The sequence below is a fragment of the Niallia nealsonii genome (assembly GCF_002835805.1).
GTDB classification, from domain to species: Bacteria; Bacillota; Bacilli; order Bacillales; family Cytobacillaceae; genus Niallia; species Niallia nealsonii.
This window is the reverse complement of the sequence record NZ_PISE01000031.1, coordinates 196,916-213,690: the sequence shown is the minus strand read 5'-3', so window position 1 is coordinate 213,690 and position 16,775 is coordinate 196,916. Positions and strand designations below refer to the sequence as shown.

The following is a 16,775-nucleotide window of genomic DNA, read 5'->3' as shown; positions in this document are numbered from 1 at the left end:
ACAATTTAGGGGCAGTTCATTTTTGTTTACAGTTTTTTTATTATTTTCTTAGAAAGGGGAATGTTGATTTCCACTTCAGGGGTTCGCTTTCCACGGGGCGATCGCCGAGCCGCTTCGTTGCTTCGCTTCTGCAGGGTCTCGGACTGTCTCGCTAATCCCGTAGGAGTCTCACCCCTTCCGCTCCAAGCAACCTGTTTTCAATCTATTTCGTATAGAATTTTAAATAAATTAGCTTTAATATAAGGATATAGATAACAGAGGGGACATCATGCTTTCCAAACATTCTTCTATTCAAAGAGATCCATTAGTTCCAGCCAATCATTTAGTTCGCAAAATAGAAGCGGTCCTTGATTTCTTGTTTATTTATGATTTGGTGAAAGATATGTACTCTGATATAGCTCGACCAAGTATTGATCCAGCTATATTTGTTAAATGGACCTTTATCCAATATACCTTTGTTATTCTCTCTATGCGGAAAACAATAGAGGAAATAGAGACTAATATGGCTTATCGGTGGTTTTTAGGGTATGGATTTCAGGATAAAGCACCACATTTCTCTACATTCAGCAAAAACTATGAACGCCGATTTAAAGATTCTGATCTATTTGAACAGATATTCTACCGTATTTTAAAAGCAGCTGCGGATAAGAATTTGATTAGTGTAGAACATGTTTTTGTTGATTCTACTCATGTGAAGACATGTGTGGGAAGAGTATGTAGAAGAAGCAGCTCACCTTCGTCATCAACATGATGTAAAACAAATATATGCTAAGCGAAAAGAAATGATTGAACGAGTTTTCGCAGATGCAAAAGAAAAGCATGGTATGCGTTGGACAACTTTAAGGGGACTTAAAAAATTGTCGATGCAAGCGATGCTTACTTTCGCTGCCATGAACTTGAAGAAGATGGCAAACTGGACCTGGGTGAGTCCTAAAATAGCCTAAAAGAAAGAATAATTAAGGGCTAATACTTCGGAATTTTGAAAAAATAGCAACGAAATCAAACTTAATCTTAAAAGGGGTTCAGATTGAGAGCAATCTGAACCTCTTTTGTCGACAAACTGAAAGGACAATGGCTAAAATAGCCTTGTCCTTGGTTAATTGTAAGAAAACTCTTTATTCCTTCAAATTCATGTATAATAAATATATTCAGATTAAGTATAAGTTATTCTTACTGGAGAATCCTATATGGAAGTTGAATAAATACTAGATAAATGAGGGAAATCATGACAGAACGTAATTTTGATCTGTTTTCATTAAGCGATGAAATCAAAAGGGCCTTATCGGTGCTGAAATATGAAACACCTACAAAAGTACAGTGTGAAGTACTGCCCAAAGCGTTTTTAAACAAAGATCTTGTGGTAAAATCACAAACAGGAAGCGGAAAAACAGCCGCTTACGGTATTCCTATTTGCGAGATGATCGAATGGGAAGAGAAAAAGCCCCAAGCGTTAATTCTAACACCAACTCGAGAACTTGCAGCACAAGTACGAGAAGACATCACTAATATTGGCCGATTTAAACGAATAAAAGCGGCTGCTGTATATGGAAAACAGCCTTTTTCCATTCAAAAAGAAGAGCTAAAACAAAAAACACATGTGGTGGTTGGTACACCAGGACGTGTATTAGATCATATAGAAAGAGAAACTCTTTCTTTAGAACGGATCAACTATTTAATTATTGATGAAGCAGATGAAATGCTGAATATGGGTTTTATTGACGATGTGGAAACAATCATCGAAAGTCTTCCAGCAGATCGGATAACAATGGTTTTTTCTGCTACATTGCCAACAGATGTCGAGAAGTTATGCCATCAATACATGAAAGAGCCTGTTCATATCGAGATAGAGGCAGAGCAAAAAACAGCAAAACAGATTGAACACCGTATAATAGAATGCAAAGAAGAAGAAAAAATCAGTTTGCTGAAAGATGTATTAGTTGTGGAAAATCCGGACAGCAGCATTATTTTCTGCCGTACAAAGGAACATGTTGATTTTGTTTTCGAACAGTTAGATGATGCAGGCTATAGTTGCGAAAAATTGCACGGGGGCTTAGAACAGGAAGATCGATTCGCTGTGATGAATGGCTTTAAAATGGGCAATTTCCGCTATTTAATTGCAACTGATGTGGCAGCACGGGGAATTGATATTGATAATGTCACACTTGTGATCAACTATGATGTGCCCATGGAAAAAGAAAGCTATGTGCATCGTACTGGAAGAACAGGAAGAGCTGGCAACACGGGAAAAGCAATAACACTAGCAACACCTTATGAAACCAAATTTATCAACTCTATTGAGCGTTATATTGGCTTTGAAATAACAAGAATGGACGCACCTAAACAAGAAGAAGTTGCACAAGGAAAAGAGGCATTCGAAGAAAAAATCAATGGCCGCCGCGTTGTCCGAAATAATCGAACAGCACGCATTAATCAAGATATTACGAAGCTTCATTTTAGTGGCGGCAAAAAGAAAAAACTTCGCGCTGTTGATTTTGTCGGCACCATTGCCAATCTGCCAGGATTAACCGCAGAAGATATCGGCATTATCACCATCAAAGATCAATTAACCTATATCGATATTTTAAATGGCAAAGGATCGCTTGTATTGCAAGCGATGGAACATACAACGATTAAAGGGAAAAAAATAAAGGTAAGCATTGCACAGAAATAGAGCAACAGAAACACACACTTTTTTCAGGAAAAGTGTGTGTTTTTTGTTACAAAATTATTTTGTTGACTCTCCATTAAAAAAGGTTCTTCTGATGCTTATTCGCTAAAAAAAACTATATTTATGGTGCATATACGGTATTCTTCTTTATTTTTTAGTTCAATTTGTTTATGGATTAATAGCTACTGAGGTATTTAATATGCAGCCTAATTCAGAACACTCAGAAATGATAAAAACCAAAGTTATCTCTTTTCCACTTACAATAGTGAATATTGCAATTTTTGGACCTATAATGGAGGAAATTTTAATAAAAAAAATCATTCTTGATATGTTACGTAGACGAACAAACGCCTATATCGTTTGTTTAATTACTTCTCTAATATTTGCATTGCTTCATATGGAGTTAGCAAGTGTTATCCCCTATACATTAGGAGGATTGGTGTTTGCCTTTTTATATGTAAAAACCAATAGATTAATTGTTCCTATTGTTGTTCATATAACAATAAATACACTTGCGGTTTTAATAAGATTTGTTTAGCAAAAGAACTATATTGACATTTAATGGGTGGTTAGCAGAAGAATACAACCAGATAAAGGAGCTCAAATTTTGGGTTCCTTTATCTTTTTGATTCATTAGCAACAATCCTTTAGAATATAGCTTTCAAATAAAAGGTTATCCTATCAAGAGAGGATAACACAGGCAGTATAATGCCCTTGTTTGCATCTTCTTTTACTTTGATTGGAAGGAGCTGATATATTCATAAAGTTTGCTTTCTTCATAATCCGTTAATTCTCTCATTGGAATCACCGTTTGATGTTCCGTATCTGTCCCCCGCACTTCCGCCACTAAATTTTCATTTAAAAAAACTTGGAATGCTGGTTCATTATTACTTGAACTGCTTATCGGTTCTTTATGGAACTTTGGTGTTTGTGCATCCATTAAAATCCCTTCTCTCGATAGATGATTAGTGGTGTTTCTTTTTTATCTGTATTCCTCCTTATTATGGTTAAAGAGCATTTTTTTGATTCATTTGGCTATTGCTATATTTTCCTTTATCTAGAATCAATTCCATTGGATACCAAAGCATTTTTAATAAATGGCTCTCTTTTAAGTTTTCTTATGCATGTTTAAGCGGGAAAATAAAAATTGGAAATTTTTTACATAAACAAAAGCCATTATCTCCGTATTTTATGAAAAGAAAGCAGTGATACTATAAAGGTTAAATTTTTAATCTGGAGGAAAAATAATGACTACTGTTCGTGATATTATGATAAAAGATGTGAAAGTTTGTGCCCCACATGATGCGGTTGCATCTGCTGCTAAAATTATGCGTGATATTAATTGTGGATCTGTCCCTGTATGTGAAGGAAAAAAAGTGGTTGGAATGATAACAGACCGCGATATTGTTATCCATTGCGTGGCAGAAGGGAAAGACTGCAATTCTGTTCATTGCCATGACAGCATGTCAAGTGATATCATTACATGTTCACCAGATACTGATGTACATGAATGTTCCCATATTATGTCTGAAAATCAAATCAGACGCATTCCTGTTGTAGAAAACGGAGAAATGGTAGGGATTTGTGCAATTGGGGATTTGGCAAAGGTAAACATTTTTGCAAATGAAGCAGGAGAAGCGTTAAGTCATATTTCGGAAACTCTTCAATAAGCTAAGTAGAAGATGCTCATAAAATAAACCTTAGGAAGCCCTTCTAGACGTTTAGATAAATGATAATAGGTGGATAAACAAAAAATGTCTGCTCCCTTAAAGACATGCAGCTTAAGGGGCAGACATTTTTTATGGATGCTACTTTTTCCCATCAAATAGTTGACTAAATTTTTTCATATCAGGGTCTTTTTTTAATGATTTTACATGAAAAGGATATTCAGAGCTTGTATCTCTGCTTATCCCCATTTGATCACCGTCTGGGTCCGCAATAATGCCTTCTCTTCCTCCATCAAAGTTAGGATCTGTTTCCAGATGAACTTGGTCTCTTGTCATACCATTCACCTCCTTTCATTAGAATGCTTAAAAAAGGAGGGAAAATCCATTCTTAAAGAATATTTATAAAGGGATAGAAAGAGGGAGCGTTTTGTAAGGAAAATGTCTGCGTTTATTTTGCTTGTATGATTGCTTCTTTCTTGCAAGACTTGCTTTCCTTCTGTGAAAGAAGATACTATCTTCTATTAGAAAATCTTTTTCTTCTTCTCTTTACATATAAAAAACAAAGGTATATGATTAACATAATTTAAAAACGTAAAACTACTAGGGGTGTCCGAGTATAGGACTGAGAGAAAAAATTTTTTTAACCCTTGGACCTGATCTGGATCATGCCAGCGTAGGAAAGTAGTCAAGTGATGAAGGTTCTTTTTTCGCTAACTATTAAAGCCAGGTCTATTTAAGAGACCTGGCTTTTTTATTAGGTGAAGAGATTAAAAAAAAGAGTTTTATAGCTTACTAGATAGAGAGGGGGGAAAGAGGGGAAAACAAAGATTTTTTTAGTACATATATATACAATCGAGAATAACGTTATTGACCTGCCATTATTTTTGCAAGAAATCACCGTAAAAATCTATATGTGCACTGGGGGGGCCAAAAAATTGGCTGAGATTAGAACGGCAAGTTCTTAACCCTTTTTTACCTGATCTGGATTATACCAGCGTAGGGAAGTGTAGAAAAACGAGTATTCGTTCAAGCGAAACGATCTCCATTTTCCTATATTAAATCCCTCAGTGCCATTTTTCATTTCACACTGGAGGGATTTTTTTTATGCGAAAAACACAAAAACTGACGATCACCGCAATGATGATCGCAATCGGCACACTTTCGAGCAATTTATTTTATATTCCGATTGGCTTTACGAAAGTATTTCCTGTTCAGCATCTGATCAATGTATTATCCGCTGTTCTGTTAGGGCCTTATTATGCTGTTGCACAAGCACTATGCATTTCCTTATTAAGAAATATGATGGGAACAGGATCTATTTTTGCTTTCCCTGGAAGCATGGTTGGGGCATTGCTTGCATCATTATTATTTCTGAAAACAAGAAAAATTTATATGGCGGTTGCGGGAGAAATCATTGGGACAGGCATTTTGGGCGCCATGCTTTCTTATCCGATTGCCAGCTTATTTCTTGGCCAAAAAGCTACTTTATTTGGATTTATTCCATTGTTTATTTTTAGCTCGATTGTTGGGGCGCTGCTTGCGGCTGTTATGCTTTCTATTTTTATTCAAAAACGTGCCGTTATTTTGCCTCCTGCAAAAAATAGCAATCATCTGAGCAAACATGTGTAAACAAGAGGAAAGAGGGAGAAAAGAATGAAAGAAGTACAACGAGAGAAAAATAGTAGAAAACAAACGGTAAACATAGGAATCGAAGAAAAAGGAACCCTTGGGAAAAACTTATTGTATGGATTGCAGCATGTATTTGTTTCCAATGTGTGGCTGGATCCTATCTTTGTTGCGGCAATGATTGGGTTGCCATTTGCGTTATCAGCCAATCTTGTTAATGCAATTTTTATCGCAGCAGGGCTTGTTACTTTGATACAAGCTACTAAACTAGTCAAATTGCCAATCGTGCAAGGACCGTCTGCGGCATTTGATGCCATTATGATTGCAGCGGGAAAAACAAATGGGCTTGCTGCGGCAAGTGGAGCGATTTTATTAAGTGCCATCATTGTATTTATTTTATCGATTACAGGTGCCATTACTAAGTTAAAAGGTTTATTTACACCAGCTATTTCTGGAACGGTAATCTTTTTAGTCGGCATTTCCCTTGCAGGTTTTACCTTATCTGAATTTTTAGGAGGGTATCCAGGTGATAAAGGATTTGCAAGTCCAGAAACACTGATGTTATCGATTCCTACTGCTTTGATTGTGTTGGTTTTATCTTTATTTGGAAAAGGCTACTGGAAATCCTTTTCTTTTCTGCTTGCTTTAGTAGCTGGAAATCTGTTAGCTGTTATATTGGGACAAACAGATTTTTCCTTGCTGCAGGATAAAGCCTGGTTTGGTTTGCCGCAGTTTCTTCCATACGGAGGAATGGAATTTGAATGGAGCACGTTTTTGACGTTTTTTATTGCTTATATGGTTGCAGTTATTGAAGCAATGGGTGTTTATCAAGCATCTTCCACGATTTTAAACATAAAGCTCGATGATAAACGAATTCGCAATGGATTTGCAGGTGAATCAGCAGGCTCCTTTTTGTCTGCTTTAATTGGAGGTTTTCCAACAACTGCCTATGCCCAAAATGTTGGGTTATTGAAATTGACAGGAGTAGGATCACGCTATCCAGTAATGATTGCTGGTATTATTTTTCTTGTATTAGGTTTCGTTCCAAAAGCAGGAGCTCTGCTTGCGCTAACGCCTGCGAGTGTGGTGGGCGGTATCTTTTTGCCTGCTGCAGCAACTTTAGTATTTACAGGCATTTCTTTGCTTTCTAAAGTAGAGCAAACAGACAAGAATTATATGATTATTGGCTTATCGATGCTGCTGGCTATTTCGTTGCCAAGCTTTGCAGCAGGCTGGACAGGCACCATCGGAACATTTCTTTCTAATAGTATTTTAATTGGTGCTTTTACATCAATCGTGCTGCAATTATTGCTTATCAATCTACCAAGTTGGATGAAAAGGGGGAGAGCATCATGAAATATTCAGGACAGGATATGCAAACTAAAATACTTCAGTTTATGAAAACATATGGGGAAGAAAGCATCGATAGTTCATTATATGAGCAAGAATTTAATGAGTTGGCACTGACCATTTTCTCTTATCAATTTCAGCACAATCAAGCCTATAAAAAGTATTGCCAGAGCAAAAAAAAGACACCTTTGTTGGTGAAGCATTGGTCTGATATTCCTCCAATGCCCATTCAAGGATTTAAAGAATTGACACTATCCACTACACCGATAGAAGAAGCAGAGGCAGTATTTATGACGAGCGGGACAACTAATCCTGCTTCTAAAGGAAAAAATTATCATCCGACACTTGCTGTATGGGATGCATCCATGAAAACGCCTTTTCAAACATATGTCCTTCCAGACCGAGAAAGGATGACGATTTTTGTTCTTTCTCCAGCAGAAGATTTAAATAAAAACTCTTCCCTTGCTCGTTATTTAAGCAATGCTGTGTCTTTTTTTGGAACGGAAAACAGTCGTTTTTTCTTTGATGAAACAGGTTTAAAAATGGCTGAACTAGCACAAGCATTAAAAGAATGCGAACAAAGGAAAGATCCTGTTCTTCTTATAGGAGCAACATTTTCCTATGTTCATCTAAGGGATTATTTAGAGAAACATCAACTTTCTTTTCAATTGGCAGAAGGAAGCCGAATCTTTGATACAGGCGGTTTTAAAGGGAAGTCTCGTGAAGTGGAGATGGAGGAAATGTATCAAAGTTTTTATGACTTTTTTAAGATAGAAAGAAATCATTGCATTAATATGTATGGAATGACGGAATTAAGTTCGCAAATTTACGATCAAACAATTCGGTCCCATTATGTAACTATGTCGACTATACAGGATAAAAAAGGTCCTGCATGGATTAAAACTGTTGTTTTGAATACTGATACCTTAGAACCCGCAGCCAAGGGAGAACAAGGTGTGATAGCTCATTATGATTTAGCCAATTGGAATGCTTGTCTCGCTATTTTAACAGAGGATTTAGGCTGCCTAACAGAGAACGGATTTATATTACTTGGAAGAATACAAGGTTCTGAGGCAAGAGGCTGTTCCATCGCAGTGGATGAATTGCTGCAAGCAAATACAGGTGGTGCCATTCGCTAGTGGAAACCATAAAAGAAATACCAATTTATCATGTGCCAGCATCTATTGAATGGAAAACTTTTCAGGAAAAGAGAATAGAAACAACAGATACTACGTTTATTTTGAAGTATCCTGTCCTGACAAGCAAACAAATCAAGCATATAGGAGAAGCTGTTCGAGCCAATAGAAATGACTATCTTGCTTTGTTATCTGTACAGCAAATAATCGAAAAAATCGATCAAGCTATCCAAAAATGGCTGAATCCAGCTTATCCCCTTCGTCAGCTGGCGGAAAAGCTTCTGCCAGAAATCACTGGCTATGACAAAGAAATGGTTCGCCTGGAATTAAAAAGATATATGAGAACCTTCCGAAAAAAAGAACTTCTTCGTTTTTTAGACGAAGAGTTCGATCAAGGAGCTTTATTGGACGAATTTCGCCCACGGAAATCTGGAGGAATGAGTCGTGCCTTTGGACCCGCTGTTATTTTTCATGTTTTCTCAGGCAATGTGCCTGGTGTGCAAATTTGGAGCATAATTATGGGGCTTCTATTAAAATCAGCATGTCTTGGCAAAACGTCTTTTTCAGAACCATTGCTTCCTGCTTTATTTGTTCAATCGTTAGCAGAAGTGGATAATCAATTGGCAGAAGCAATTGCTATCCTTCCATGGATTGGAGGAGCTTCGTCTTTGGGAGAAGCGGCAATTGAAAAGGCAGAAGCAATTATTGTATATGGTTCTAATCAAACGGTGGAAGCACTAAGAAAAAAAGTGCCCACTGAAAAAAAGTTTCTCCATTATGGACATAAAATAAGTTTTGCGATGATTGGGAAAGAAGCTTTAACTTCCGACTATTATGCAGAAACTGCCCATAAACTGGCGGAAGATGCATCTATATATGACCAGCAAAGCTGTTTAGCACCTCAAACTATTTTTGTTGAAGAGGGGGGCGCTATTACTGCAAAAGGTTTCGCCCAAATGCTTGGGGCAGAACTGGCAAATTATCATAAAAAAAGACCTAGAGCCAAATTGTCTGATGAAGAAGCGATGTCTATACAAAAAATAAGAAACTTCCATCAATTAGAAGCATTAAGAAACGATGAAACCAGCATATATGAAAGCCATTCCGACACTGCTTGGACCGTTATTTTTCATAAAAAGCCGGGATTTGCAGGATCGCCATTAAATCGGACGATACATGTATTTTCTTGTGAAAATCTAGAAGATACAGCGGAATATATTGCTCCTTATCAGCAATATTTGCAATCTTGTGGTCTTGCAGTTGCTCCAAAGCGTCTGTTTATGCTTGCTGATCTATTAGGGAAGATTGGAGCCAATCGTATTTGTGCGATTGGCGAGATGAACCGAGCGAAACCAGGCTGGCATCATGATGGCGGGTTTAACCTTCTTGATTTAGTAAGAATGGTAGATATAGAGCGGAATGTAGAAGACTATATAGAGCGCTTTGATCCTGATGTGGAATAGAAAGAAGGGTAGTAGTGATGATAAATAATAAAGTCGCTTTAATTACCGGCGCAAGCAGGGGAATTGGTGCCGCAATCGCCAAAAAATTGGCAAGTGAAGGTGCGTTTGTTGTGGTTAATTATTTAAAAAATAAAGAGCTTGCTGAAAAAGTTGTAAAAGAAATAGAAAGTCAAGGAGGACAAGGGGCTGCCTTACAAGCAGATGTACAAAATGCTGAACAGGTTGGCCTGATGGTTGCCCAAATTATCGATTCCTTTGGTGCGATTGATATTGTCATAAACAATGCATTAAGTCATTATACATTTAATCCAAAAACAAGAAAAACAGCATGGGATATTGATTGGCAAGACTATCAAAACCAATGGGAGGGCAATGTTCACGGTGCATTTAATATCTGTCAAGCAGTTTTGCCATATATGAAGGATCAAATGGGAGGGAGGATCATTAATATTGTAAGCAACTTAATTGATTTTCCGGTTATTCCTTATCATGATTATACGACATCGAAAATGGCCCTTTTAGGATTTACCAGAAACCTCGCAAAGGAATTGGGAGCCTTCGGAATTACGGTTAACGCCATCGCGCCAGGCTTAACCTATCCAACAGACTCTAGTATAGAAACAAAGGAAGATGTAAGGGAAAAAATCATGGAAATGACTCCTATGAAGCGCTTAGCAGTGCCTGAAGATATTGCTGGCAGTGCTTTATTTCTTGCATCTGATTTAGCTTCCTTTATTACAGGGCAATGTCTTTATGTCGATGGCGGTCTGGTGATGAAATAAAGTAGGAAACATAAATAAAAACAGCCTTACTAGACTGCTAGTGAAGCTGTTTTTTTATACAATTTTAAGCAAACATCCGATTATCTTCTTTTCTTTTTTGTATCTTTCAACAAAGGCTGATTTTTTACTACTTTTTCGAAAACAATATGTATATGATATAGCTTTTCATGAATTTCCTTCACACTTAACACTTTCCCTTTACGCCCTTTTAATTTGATATCCTCATTCACTGCAGGAATGCTTCTGACCAGTTTACTTGTTACTAATGCTCGATTTTCAAAATATTGAATAACAACCATAGTGGTCTCTCCTTGTGATTTCAATTTTATATACTTAAATCTGTTTTTTATAAAATATGGATGGAACCTTCTTTTTAGAACGAATGGCTAAATGTTTTTGTTTATTCTTTTTTTTATTGTAGAAATCTGTAAACATTCTATAATAATTAATAGACTTCCAGGAAATTAATGACTAGTTTATAAAGAAATGCCTACAGATTTGATTAGATCTAAGGAGAGAAACTGATATATCAGCATCTCTGAACCTAAAAATCATTTACTTATAGGAAAAAGAGTCAATTTCTAACTAGGAAATGCAGAGACAATCAAAGGGAAAAAGCTAAAAGTAAAAATTGTGCATAAATAGTATTATAAATTGAAATACAAAAAGCACACATAAATTTAAGCGTGTGCTTTTTGTACATAATATAATAAAAACCATCTAGTTTTTAGAAGAGGAAACTGGAAAAAATGTTTCTTGAATCCTTTTATCTACTGATGCAAAAGCATCTTTTCCAACTTAAAAATCGTTTTTTACAGATTTTAAGGTGTGATTCTTATTTGATTTCCGCTTAATATTCACAAATAAAATACTTGTTACAACAAAAAGTAACCCAATTATCAAATTTAAAGTTATAGGTTCCTTTAACAAAAAGGAACTGAACATAATAGCAATTAATGGGATCAGGAATGTGAACGATCCTACTTTACTCGCTTCGCCAGATCCGACAAGAATAAAAAACGCAAGCCATCCAAATGCAATCACAAAGGTAGAGATAAAAAGCAAATTCATAATAAATGGAACTTCCCATTTAATAACAGACCAGTTCTCCAGACTAGAACCACCAAGCATCAAAAAAAAGCCGCCCATAATTAGCTGTACGGTAACCATCCAAATGGAATCAACACGATTCCCTATTTTCTTAATAAAAACCGTTCCTAACCCCCATGCGAGTGCCGACCCTAAAGCAAGAAAAATCCCAATAGGAGAAATATCTCCTGTAAACCCACCTGCACTTATGATCAATATTCCTATAAAACCAAGGATCAGCCCAAAGATCTTTAATCCATACATTTGCTCTCCCAGCCACAACCAACAAAATATCCCAAGTAAGACTGGTTCAATAAAAACAATGGCAGAGAACAAACCTGCTGGTGCATAGCCAAGTCCAATTGTCTGCAATCCATAAAAAAGAATAATGTTAAGAAAAGCAGAAAGTAGATAATAATGCCAAGTTTCTTTAAAATGAAGTTTTTTATACCTAGGAATTGCAAATAGAAGTAAAATAAGTCCGCCCAAAACAGTTCTAATTCCGGCGAATAATATTGGTGGTGAATAGCTTAGAGCCATCTTCGACAACGGCCAATTAACCCCCCATACCATTACAAGGAAGGTAAGTAATAAGATTGTCTTTTTACGTGAAAGTTGTTTCAATATAATTCCCCCTTTTCTATCCATGACTAATAATACGCCTTTATTCCTGCATATTCTAGAAAAAAACCATGTCTCCCTATTAATAAGAATAAAGCATCTGTATAGTGGGGTAATATTTACTATATTAAGATTGAGATAATAAAGGAATGCTGCTCAATAACCTTTTTTTATTGCCAAACAGGAAATTTAGAAACCAGTACATATTACCTTGAATTTTCTATTTTGTTTTATCTACACTATAAGCAGCTCTTTTTTCATCTTATTCTTTTTTTGCATATTGGCTTTCTTCCTTCGAAATGTTATTTAAAAAATCAATTTCTTTCGGAGATAAATCTCGAACAAAATTTTCTTCTGTTTTATACGAACCATTTTCAGCTTTAGAGGGAATCGTTTTTCCTATATCGGAACGATCTGTATATAAGGATAGTATTTCTCTTATATATCTCAATGATTCATTCATATCGTATCTCCTAGTTACTTATTTTTAGATTTTGCAATAATTGCTTTTAAGCTATTATTTTATGCCAATACGCCAATAGAAATAGATTTGGTTAGAAATATATGTTTACATGTTAAAGTTTCCATCCATTTCATATTTTTATCAATTAGTCAATCGACTCCTCTTTTCCATTCTGTTCCTATAACAGAACTTTTATTTTTAACAAAAAGCCAGTCTATTACATCAATTATATTTATCTATTTTTTTGTATCGTTTTCACCATTTACCAAGTTGGACATACACTGTATATAAATAAAAGGACAGGAGTATTACGTATGACAAAAGTTTCGATTATAATGACCAGCTACAATAAAGCCTCCTATATTGCTAAATCAATAACCTCCATTTTAAATCAAACTTATTCTGATTTTGAACTGATTTTAATGGACGATAACTCCAACGAAGAAACAATTAATGTCATAAAACCATTTTTAAAAGACAAAAGAATTCGTTTTTTTAGAAGTAATATTAAAAGCATGAAAGAAAGAGTGAAAAAAGTTAGATATGCAGATTTGATTAATCAAGCATTACTAATGGCGAAAGGGGAATATATCTCTTACGCTACAGATGATAACTGCTATAGAAAAGATAGGTTAGAAAAAATGGTAAATTACTTAGATATGCATCGGAATGTAATGATTGTTTATTCTGCTTCCTTAGTAAATTATATGGATGATAACGGAAAAATTACGAAGACTCAATTAAGACCGGCTAAAACAATTGTATCCGTTGCCCCATGTCAAATTGATCACTGCTCAGTTATGCATAGGAAATCTATTCTAACTACTATTTATAATAAATTTGGTTCTTTCTGGGATGTGAATCCAGAATTTTATCGAATTGGTGACGCTAGATTCTTTTGGAGAGTAAATCAGTTTTGGGATTTTTACCCTATACCAGAAGTTTTAGATGATAATTTTATAACGGAAATATCCATCCATCATCAACTGGCTAAGGAAAAGAAAAATGAATTTATCAACATGCTTCCACCTCAAAGAACTTGCAAAGAGCTTCGGGAGAGTTTAAAAAAAATGAAAAATAAATGAAACTTTTAAAGGAGAGAAAGATAACAATGTATTTATCCAATTATTGGTCTCTATATAGTGAATTCATATATACTTTCCAACATTTACGTTATCGGAATATTCCTATTTGTCTGATGACTAATTTCTATCAACAAATTGACGATAAACTAAACCGTTTAATGGAACAAGATAATTTTTCTTCCCACTTGAGCAATGCCAAGATAAAGGACATGCATCAAATTCAGCCATTTTTTGAGCATCATCTCCAGCCTTTGAAAAAACCACTAGAAAAAAAACAAGCAGGAAAAATCCTCATTAATCTTGATTATATTCGAATTCCAGGAAATAAACTTGTTCAGTATTTTTCTCTAGATAAAACAATCATTTTATCTAGATCAAGATTGAGCCATTATCTTGGATTTCCTAATGCATACTTAGGAAAATTTACTAGTGATACCAAAAACACATCTCAAGAGCTGATAAATAGGGCACAAGCCATATTTTCTCAATATACTCATCATCCTGCTTTTAGTAATTCTTTTTTCATGAATACTTTTATACAGAGAATTCCTATTATTGTAGATACTTTAGAAGCTGTTTTCAAACTTTACGAACAAACTCCCTGCAGTGGCGTATTAGTAGGTACAACAGAAGATGTTGTCAGCAGGGCACTTGCCATTATTGGGTCCATGAAAGGCATTCCAAGCATTTGCTTACAACATGGTATTCTTATGGGTGAAGAGGCATTTATTCCTGTATTTTCAAGTCATATAGCAGTTTATGGTGATTATGAAAAGAGATGGTATATAAAAAGAGGAATGGAAGAAAAGCGAATAGCAGGTATTGGACATCCTCGATATGACGCAATCTTTGAACATCCATCTGGCAACAAAACGGACTATTTAAAGAAATACAATTTAAATCCAACAAAAAAAACAATAGTAATTGCAACCGGACCACATATAGACGAACTTAAGTTTAATGACATGATGAATAGACTATTAAAAAATGACCAGTATCAATTTTTAATAAAGCCACATCCATGGGAACTAGCTAAAAATAAAATAGCATTATATTTGAAACTCACTCAAAAAAATCCTTCTGTTCAAGTAATTAATGATAAAAAGGCAAATATACTTGATTTAATTTGCCATGCAGATGCAGTAATTACTTCATTATCAACCACTGCGCTAGAAAGCTGTCTGCTTAATAAACCTGTATTTGTATATTATTTTCTACAAAGCAATCGATATTATGACTACTTTGATCGACTTGAACAACATATGCAAAGTGATCCTGCTAAGTTAGTACAGATGATATCTCTTTATTTTAACAATCAAAAAATAAGAAATGCCTATACGAACATCAAAAAAAGCTTTTTGCAAGATTCATATAAACCCCGAAACGCCAGCAAGGAACTTATTGAGTTCTTATACCAATTGACTAATGTAAAAATGAATTAACCCCCAAAATATCGGAAGCATTTTAGATTGGATAGAAAAAGTCCCAAAAACATACTATTTATTTCGGCCGATTCTATCTAATTCATAAATCTTGGGTGTTTAAGTCTCCAAGTCATATTTTTAAAAATGAGGTGTATATAATTGCATAATGAAGCTAAATTAGCCTTACATGGAGGAAATCCAGTACGTCAAACTTATCTTCCATATGGAAAACAAGTAGTAGATGAGCAAGATATTCAATCAGTTGTGGATGTTTTAAGAAGTGACTTTTTGACAACTGGTCCAATTATTACGCAATTTGAACAAGAAATTGCTGCATATACAGGCGCAAAGTATGCTGTTGCTTTTTCTAATGGAACAGCAGCATTACATGCAGCTTGTTTTGCTGCTGGCATTGGAGCAGGAGATGAAGTAATTACCACACCACTGACATTCGCGGCTTCTGCAAATTGTGTATTATATCAAGGTGGAAAACCTATATTTGTTGATATTAACCCTGCAACATATAATATCGATCCTAAGCTAATTAAAGAGAAAATAACTAAAAAAACAAAAGCAATTATTCCTGTCCATTTTACAGGTCAACCTGCAGAACTGGATGAAATAATGAAAATAGCGCATGAAAACAATTTAGTAGTAATTGAAGATGCAGCTCATGCATTAGGAGCTAAATATAAAAACAATAGCATTGGTTCGATTGGTGATATGACAATGTTTAGTTTTCATCCTGTCAAACATATCACGACAGGAGAAGGTGGCATTATTACGACAAATCAAAAACAATATTATGAAAAATTATTGCAATTTAGAACGCATGGAATTACTAGAAATAAGCAGTTGTTAACGGAAAATCATGGTCCATGGTATTATGAAATGCAATTTTTAGGATATAATTACCGTATTACAGATATCCAAGCAGCACTTGGAATTTCTCAATTAAAAAAGATCAGTAGTTTTATAGATAAACGGAGACAAATTGCTGAATTTTATACTAAACAATTGGAGATGCTAGATGCAGTAAGTACTCCATATCAACTTCTAGATTGTACATCTAGTTGGCATATATATATATTGAAAATGGATCTTACAAAACTAACTGCTAGTAGAAAAGAAATATATCAAGCATTACAAAAAGAAAATATTGGTGTAAATGTGCATTATCTTCCTGTATATCTTCATCCATATTATCAAAATTTGGGCTATAAAAAAGGGATTTGCCCAATTGCTGAAAGCTGTTACGAAGAATTTATAACCATTCCTTTATTTGCAGGAATGAATGAGCGTGATGCGATAGATGTGGTAAATGCAATCAATAAAGTATTAGCGTTTTATTCCAAAAAACAATAGCGTCATTCCCTCAGGAAAAATGAATAGAAATCAAAA

General features: G+C 35.1%; 16 protein-coding genes, 1 pseudogene and 2 riboswitches. Of the genes and pseudogenes, 12 read left to right on the top strand and 5 right to left on the bottom strand.

From position 1 onward, the window contains the following. Window positions 1-268 precede the first annotated feature (268 nt). From CWS01_RS15155 to CWS01_RS15145, 3 genes and pseudogenes are all read left to right on the top strand, one after another. Window positions 269-944 (top strand): annotated as a pseudogene (locus CWS01_RS15155) (transposase). Window positions 945-1,225: 281 nt separating this feature from the next. Further along, the gene (locus CWS01_RS15150; RefSeq protein ID WP_101178025.1) at window positions 1,226-2,671 is read left to right on the top strand and encodes a DEAD/DEAH box helicase; all 1,446 of its coding nucleotides are present in this window, start codon (window positions 1,226-1,228) and stop codon (window positions 2,669-2,671) included. A gap of 196 nt (window positions 2,672-2,867) precedes the next feature. Next, window positions 2,868-3,206 carry a CPBP family intramembrane glutamic endopeptidase gene (locus CWS01_RS15145; RefSeq protein ID WP_235852082.1) on the top strand — a complete coding sequence of 113 codons (339 nt, stop codon included), beginning with the start codon at window positions 2,868-2,870 and terminating at the stop codon, window positions 3,204-3,206. Window positions 3,207-3,398: 192 nt separating this feature from the next. Here the strand turns inward: CWS01_RS15145 and CWS01_RS15140 are convergent, their stop codons facing one another. After that, complete coding sequence (locus tag CWS01_RS15140) at window positions 3,399-3,608, bottom strand: hypothetical protein (protein ID WP_101178024.1); 210 nt, start codon at window positions 3,606-3,608, stop codon at window positions 3,399-3,401. A gap of 307 nt (window positions 3,609-3,915) precedes the next feature. Between CWS01_RS15140 and CWS01_RS15135 the strand changes: the two genes are divergently transcribed. Next, on the top strand, window positions 3,916-4,338 hold the full coding sequence (locus CWS01_RS15135) for a CBS domain-containing protein (protein ID WP_101178023.1): 423 nt from the start codon (window positions 3,916-3,918) through the stop codon (window positions 4,336-4,338). A 138-nt stretch (window positions 4,339-4,476) separates the two neighbouring features. Here CWS01_RS15135 and CWS01_RS15130 read toward each other — a convergent pair whose 3' ends face one another. After that, on the bottom strand, window positions 4,477-4,671 hold the full coding sequence (locus CWS01_RS15130) for a hypothetical protein (RefSeq protein WP_101178022.1): 195 nt from the start codon (window positions 4,669-4,671) through the stop codon (window positions 4,477-4,479). A 256-nt stretch (window positions 4,672-4,927) separates the two neighbouring features. Further along, window positions 4,928-5,032: riboswitch (TPP riboswitch) on the top strand. 213 nt (window positions 5,033-5,245) lie between these two features. Continuing rightward, window positions 5,246-5,355, top strand: a riboswitch (TPP riboswitch). An 84-nt stretch (window positions 5,356-5,439) separates the two neighbouring features. On the opposite strand from CWS01_RS15130, the gene thiW reads away from it, so the two are divergent. From thiW to CWS01_RS15105, 5 genes are read left to right on the top strand one after another with little or no spacing between them, the layout of a single operon-like run. Then, complete coding sequence (thiW, locus tag CWS01_RS15125; protein WP_101178021.1) at window positions 5,440-5,964, top strand: energy coupling factor transporter S component ThiW; 525 nt, start codon at window positions 5,440-5,442, stop codon at window positions 5,962-5,964. A gap of 24 nt (window positions 5,965-5,988) precedes the next feature. Next, the gene (locus CWS01_RS15120; RefSeq protein WP_101178020.1) at window positions 5,989-7,317 is read left to right on the top strand and encodes a solute carrier family 23 protein; all 1,329 of its coding nucleotides are present in this window, start codon (window positions 5,989-5,991) and stop codon (window positions 7,315-7,317) included. Next, complete coding sequence (locus CWS01_RS15115) at window positions 7,314-8,450, top strand: LuxE/PaaK family acyltransferase (protein ID WP_101178019.1); 1,137 nt, start codon at window positions 7,314-7,316, stop codon at window positions 8,448-8,450. The genes CWS01_RS15120 and CWS01_RS15115 overlap by 4 nt, the downstream gene beginning before the upstream one ends. Beyond that, window positions 8,450-9,910: an acyl-CoA reductase gene (locus tag CWS01_RS15110; protein ID WP_101178018.1), complete on the top strand. Its 1,461-nt coding sequence runs from the start codon at window positions 8,450-8,452 to the stop codon at window positions 9,908-9,910. Before CWS01_RS15115 ends, CWS01_RS15110 begins: the two co-directional genes overlap by 1 nt. Window positions 9,911-9,927: 17 nt before the next feature. Further along, window positions 9,928-10,692, top strand: coding sequence for a 3-oxoacyl-ACP reductase (locus tag CWS01_RS15105; RefSeq protein WP_205161154.1), 765 nt, complete (start codon window positions 9,928-9,930; stop codon window positions 10,690-10,692). An 80-nt stretch (window positions 10,693-10,772) separates the two neighbouring features. Here CWS01_RS15105 and CWS01_RS15100 read toward each other — a convergent pair whose 3' ends face one another. The 3 genes from CWS01_RS15100 to CWS01_RS15090 all read right to left on the bottom strand — a co-directional run bounded on the left by CWS01_RS15100 (window position 10,773) and on the right by CWS01_RS15090 (window position 12,865). Beyond that, complete coding sequence (locus tag CWS01_RS15100) at window positions 10,773-10,991, bottom strand: hypothetical protein (RefSeq protein WP_101178016.1); 219 nt, start codon at window positions 10,989-10,991, stop codon at window positions 10,773-10,775. 499 nt (window positions 10,992-11,490) lie between these two features. Further along, window positions 11,491-12,405 (bottom strand): DMT family transporter, encoded by a 915-nt coding sequence (locus tag CWS01_RS15095; protein WP_101178015.1) that lies wholly within the window; start codon window positions 12,403-12,405, stop codon window positions 11,491-11,493. Between the two features lie 259 nt (window positions 12,406-12,664). Next, window positions 12,665-12,865, bottom strand: a complete 201-nt coding sequence (locus CWS01_RS15090) for a sporulation protein (protein WP_101178014.1) — start codon at window positions 12,863-12,865, stop codon at window positions 12,665-12,667. A 314-nt stretch (window positions 12,866-13,179) separates the two neighbouring features. On the opposite strand from CWS01_RS15090, the gene CWS01_RS15085 reads away from it, so the two are divergent. The 3 genes from CWS01_RS15085 (at window position 13,180) to pseC (ending at window position 16,739) form a co-directional block, all read left to right on the top strand. Beyond that, window positions 13,180-13,950: a glycosyltransferase family 2 protein gene (locus tag CWS01_RS15085; RefSeq protein ID WP_101178013.1), complete on the top strand. Its 771-nt coding sequence runs from the start codon at window positions 13,180-13,182 to the stop codon at window positions 13,948-13,950. Window positions 13,951-13,976: 26 nt separating this feature from the next. Next, on the top strand, window positions 13,977-15,392 hold the full coding sequence (locus CWS01_RS15080; RefSeq protein WP_157827667.1) for a CDP-glycerol glycerophosphotransferase family protein: 1,416 nt from the start codon (window positions 13,977-13,979) through the stop codon (window positions 15,390-15,392). 141 nt (window positions 15,393-15,533) lie between these two features. Then, complete coding sequence (gene pseC, locus CWS01_RS15075) at window positions 15,534-16,739, top strand: UDP-4-amino-4,6-dideoxy-N-acetyl-beta-L-altrosamine transaminase (protein ID WP_101178011.1); 1,206 nt, start codon at window positions 15,534-15,536, stop codon at window positions 16,737-16,739. Window positions 16,740-16,775 lie beyond the last annotated feature (36 nt).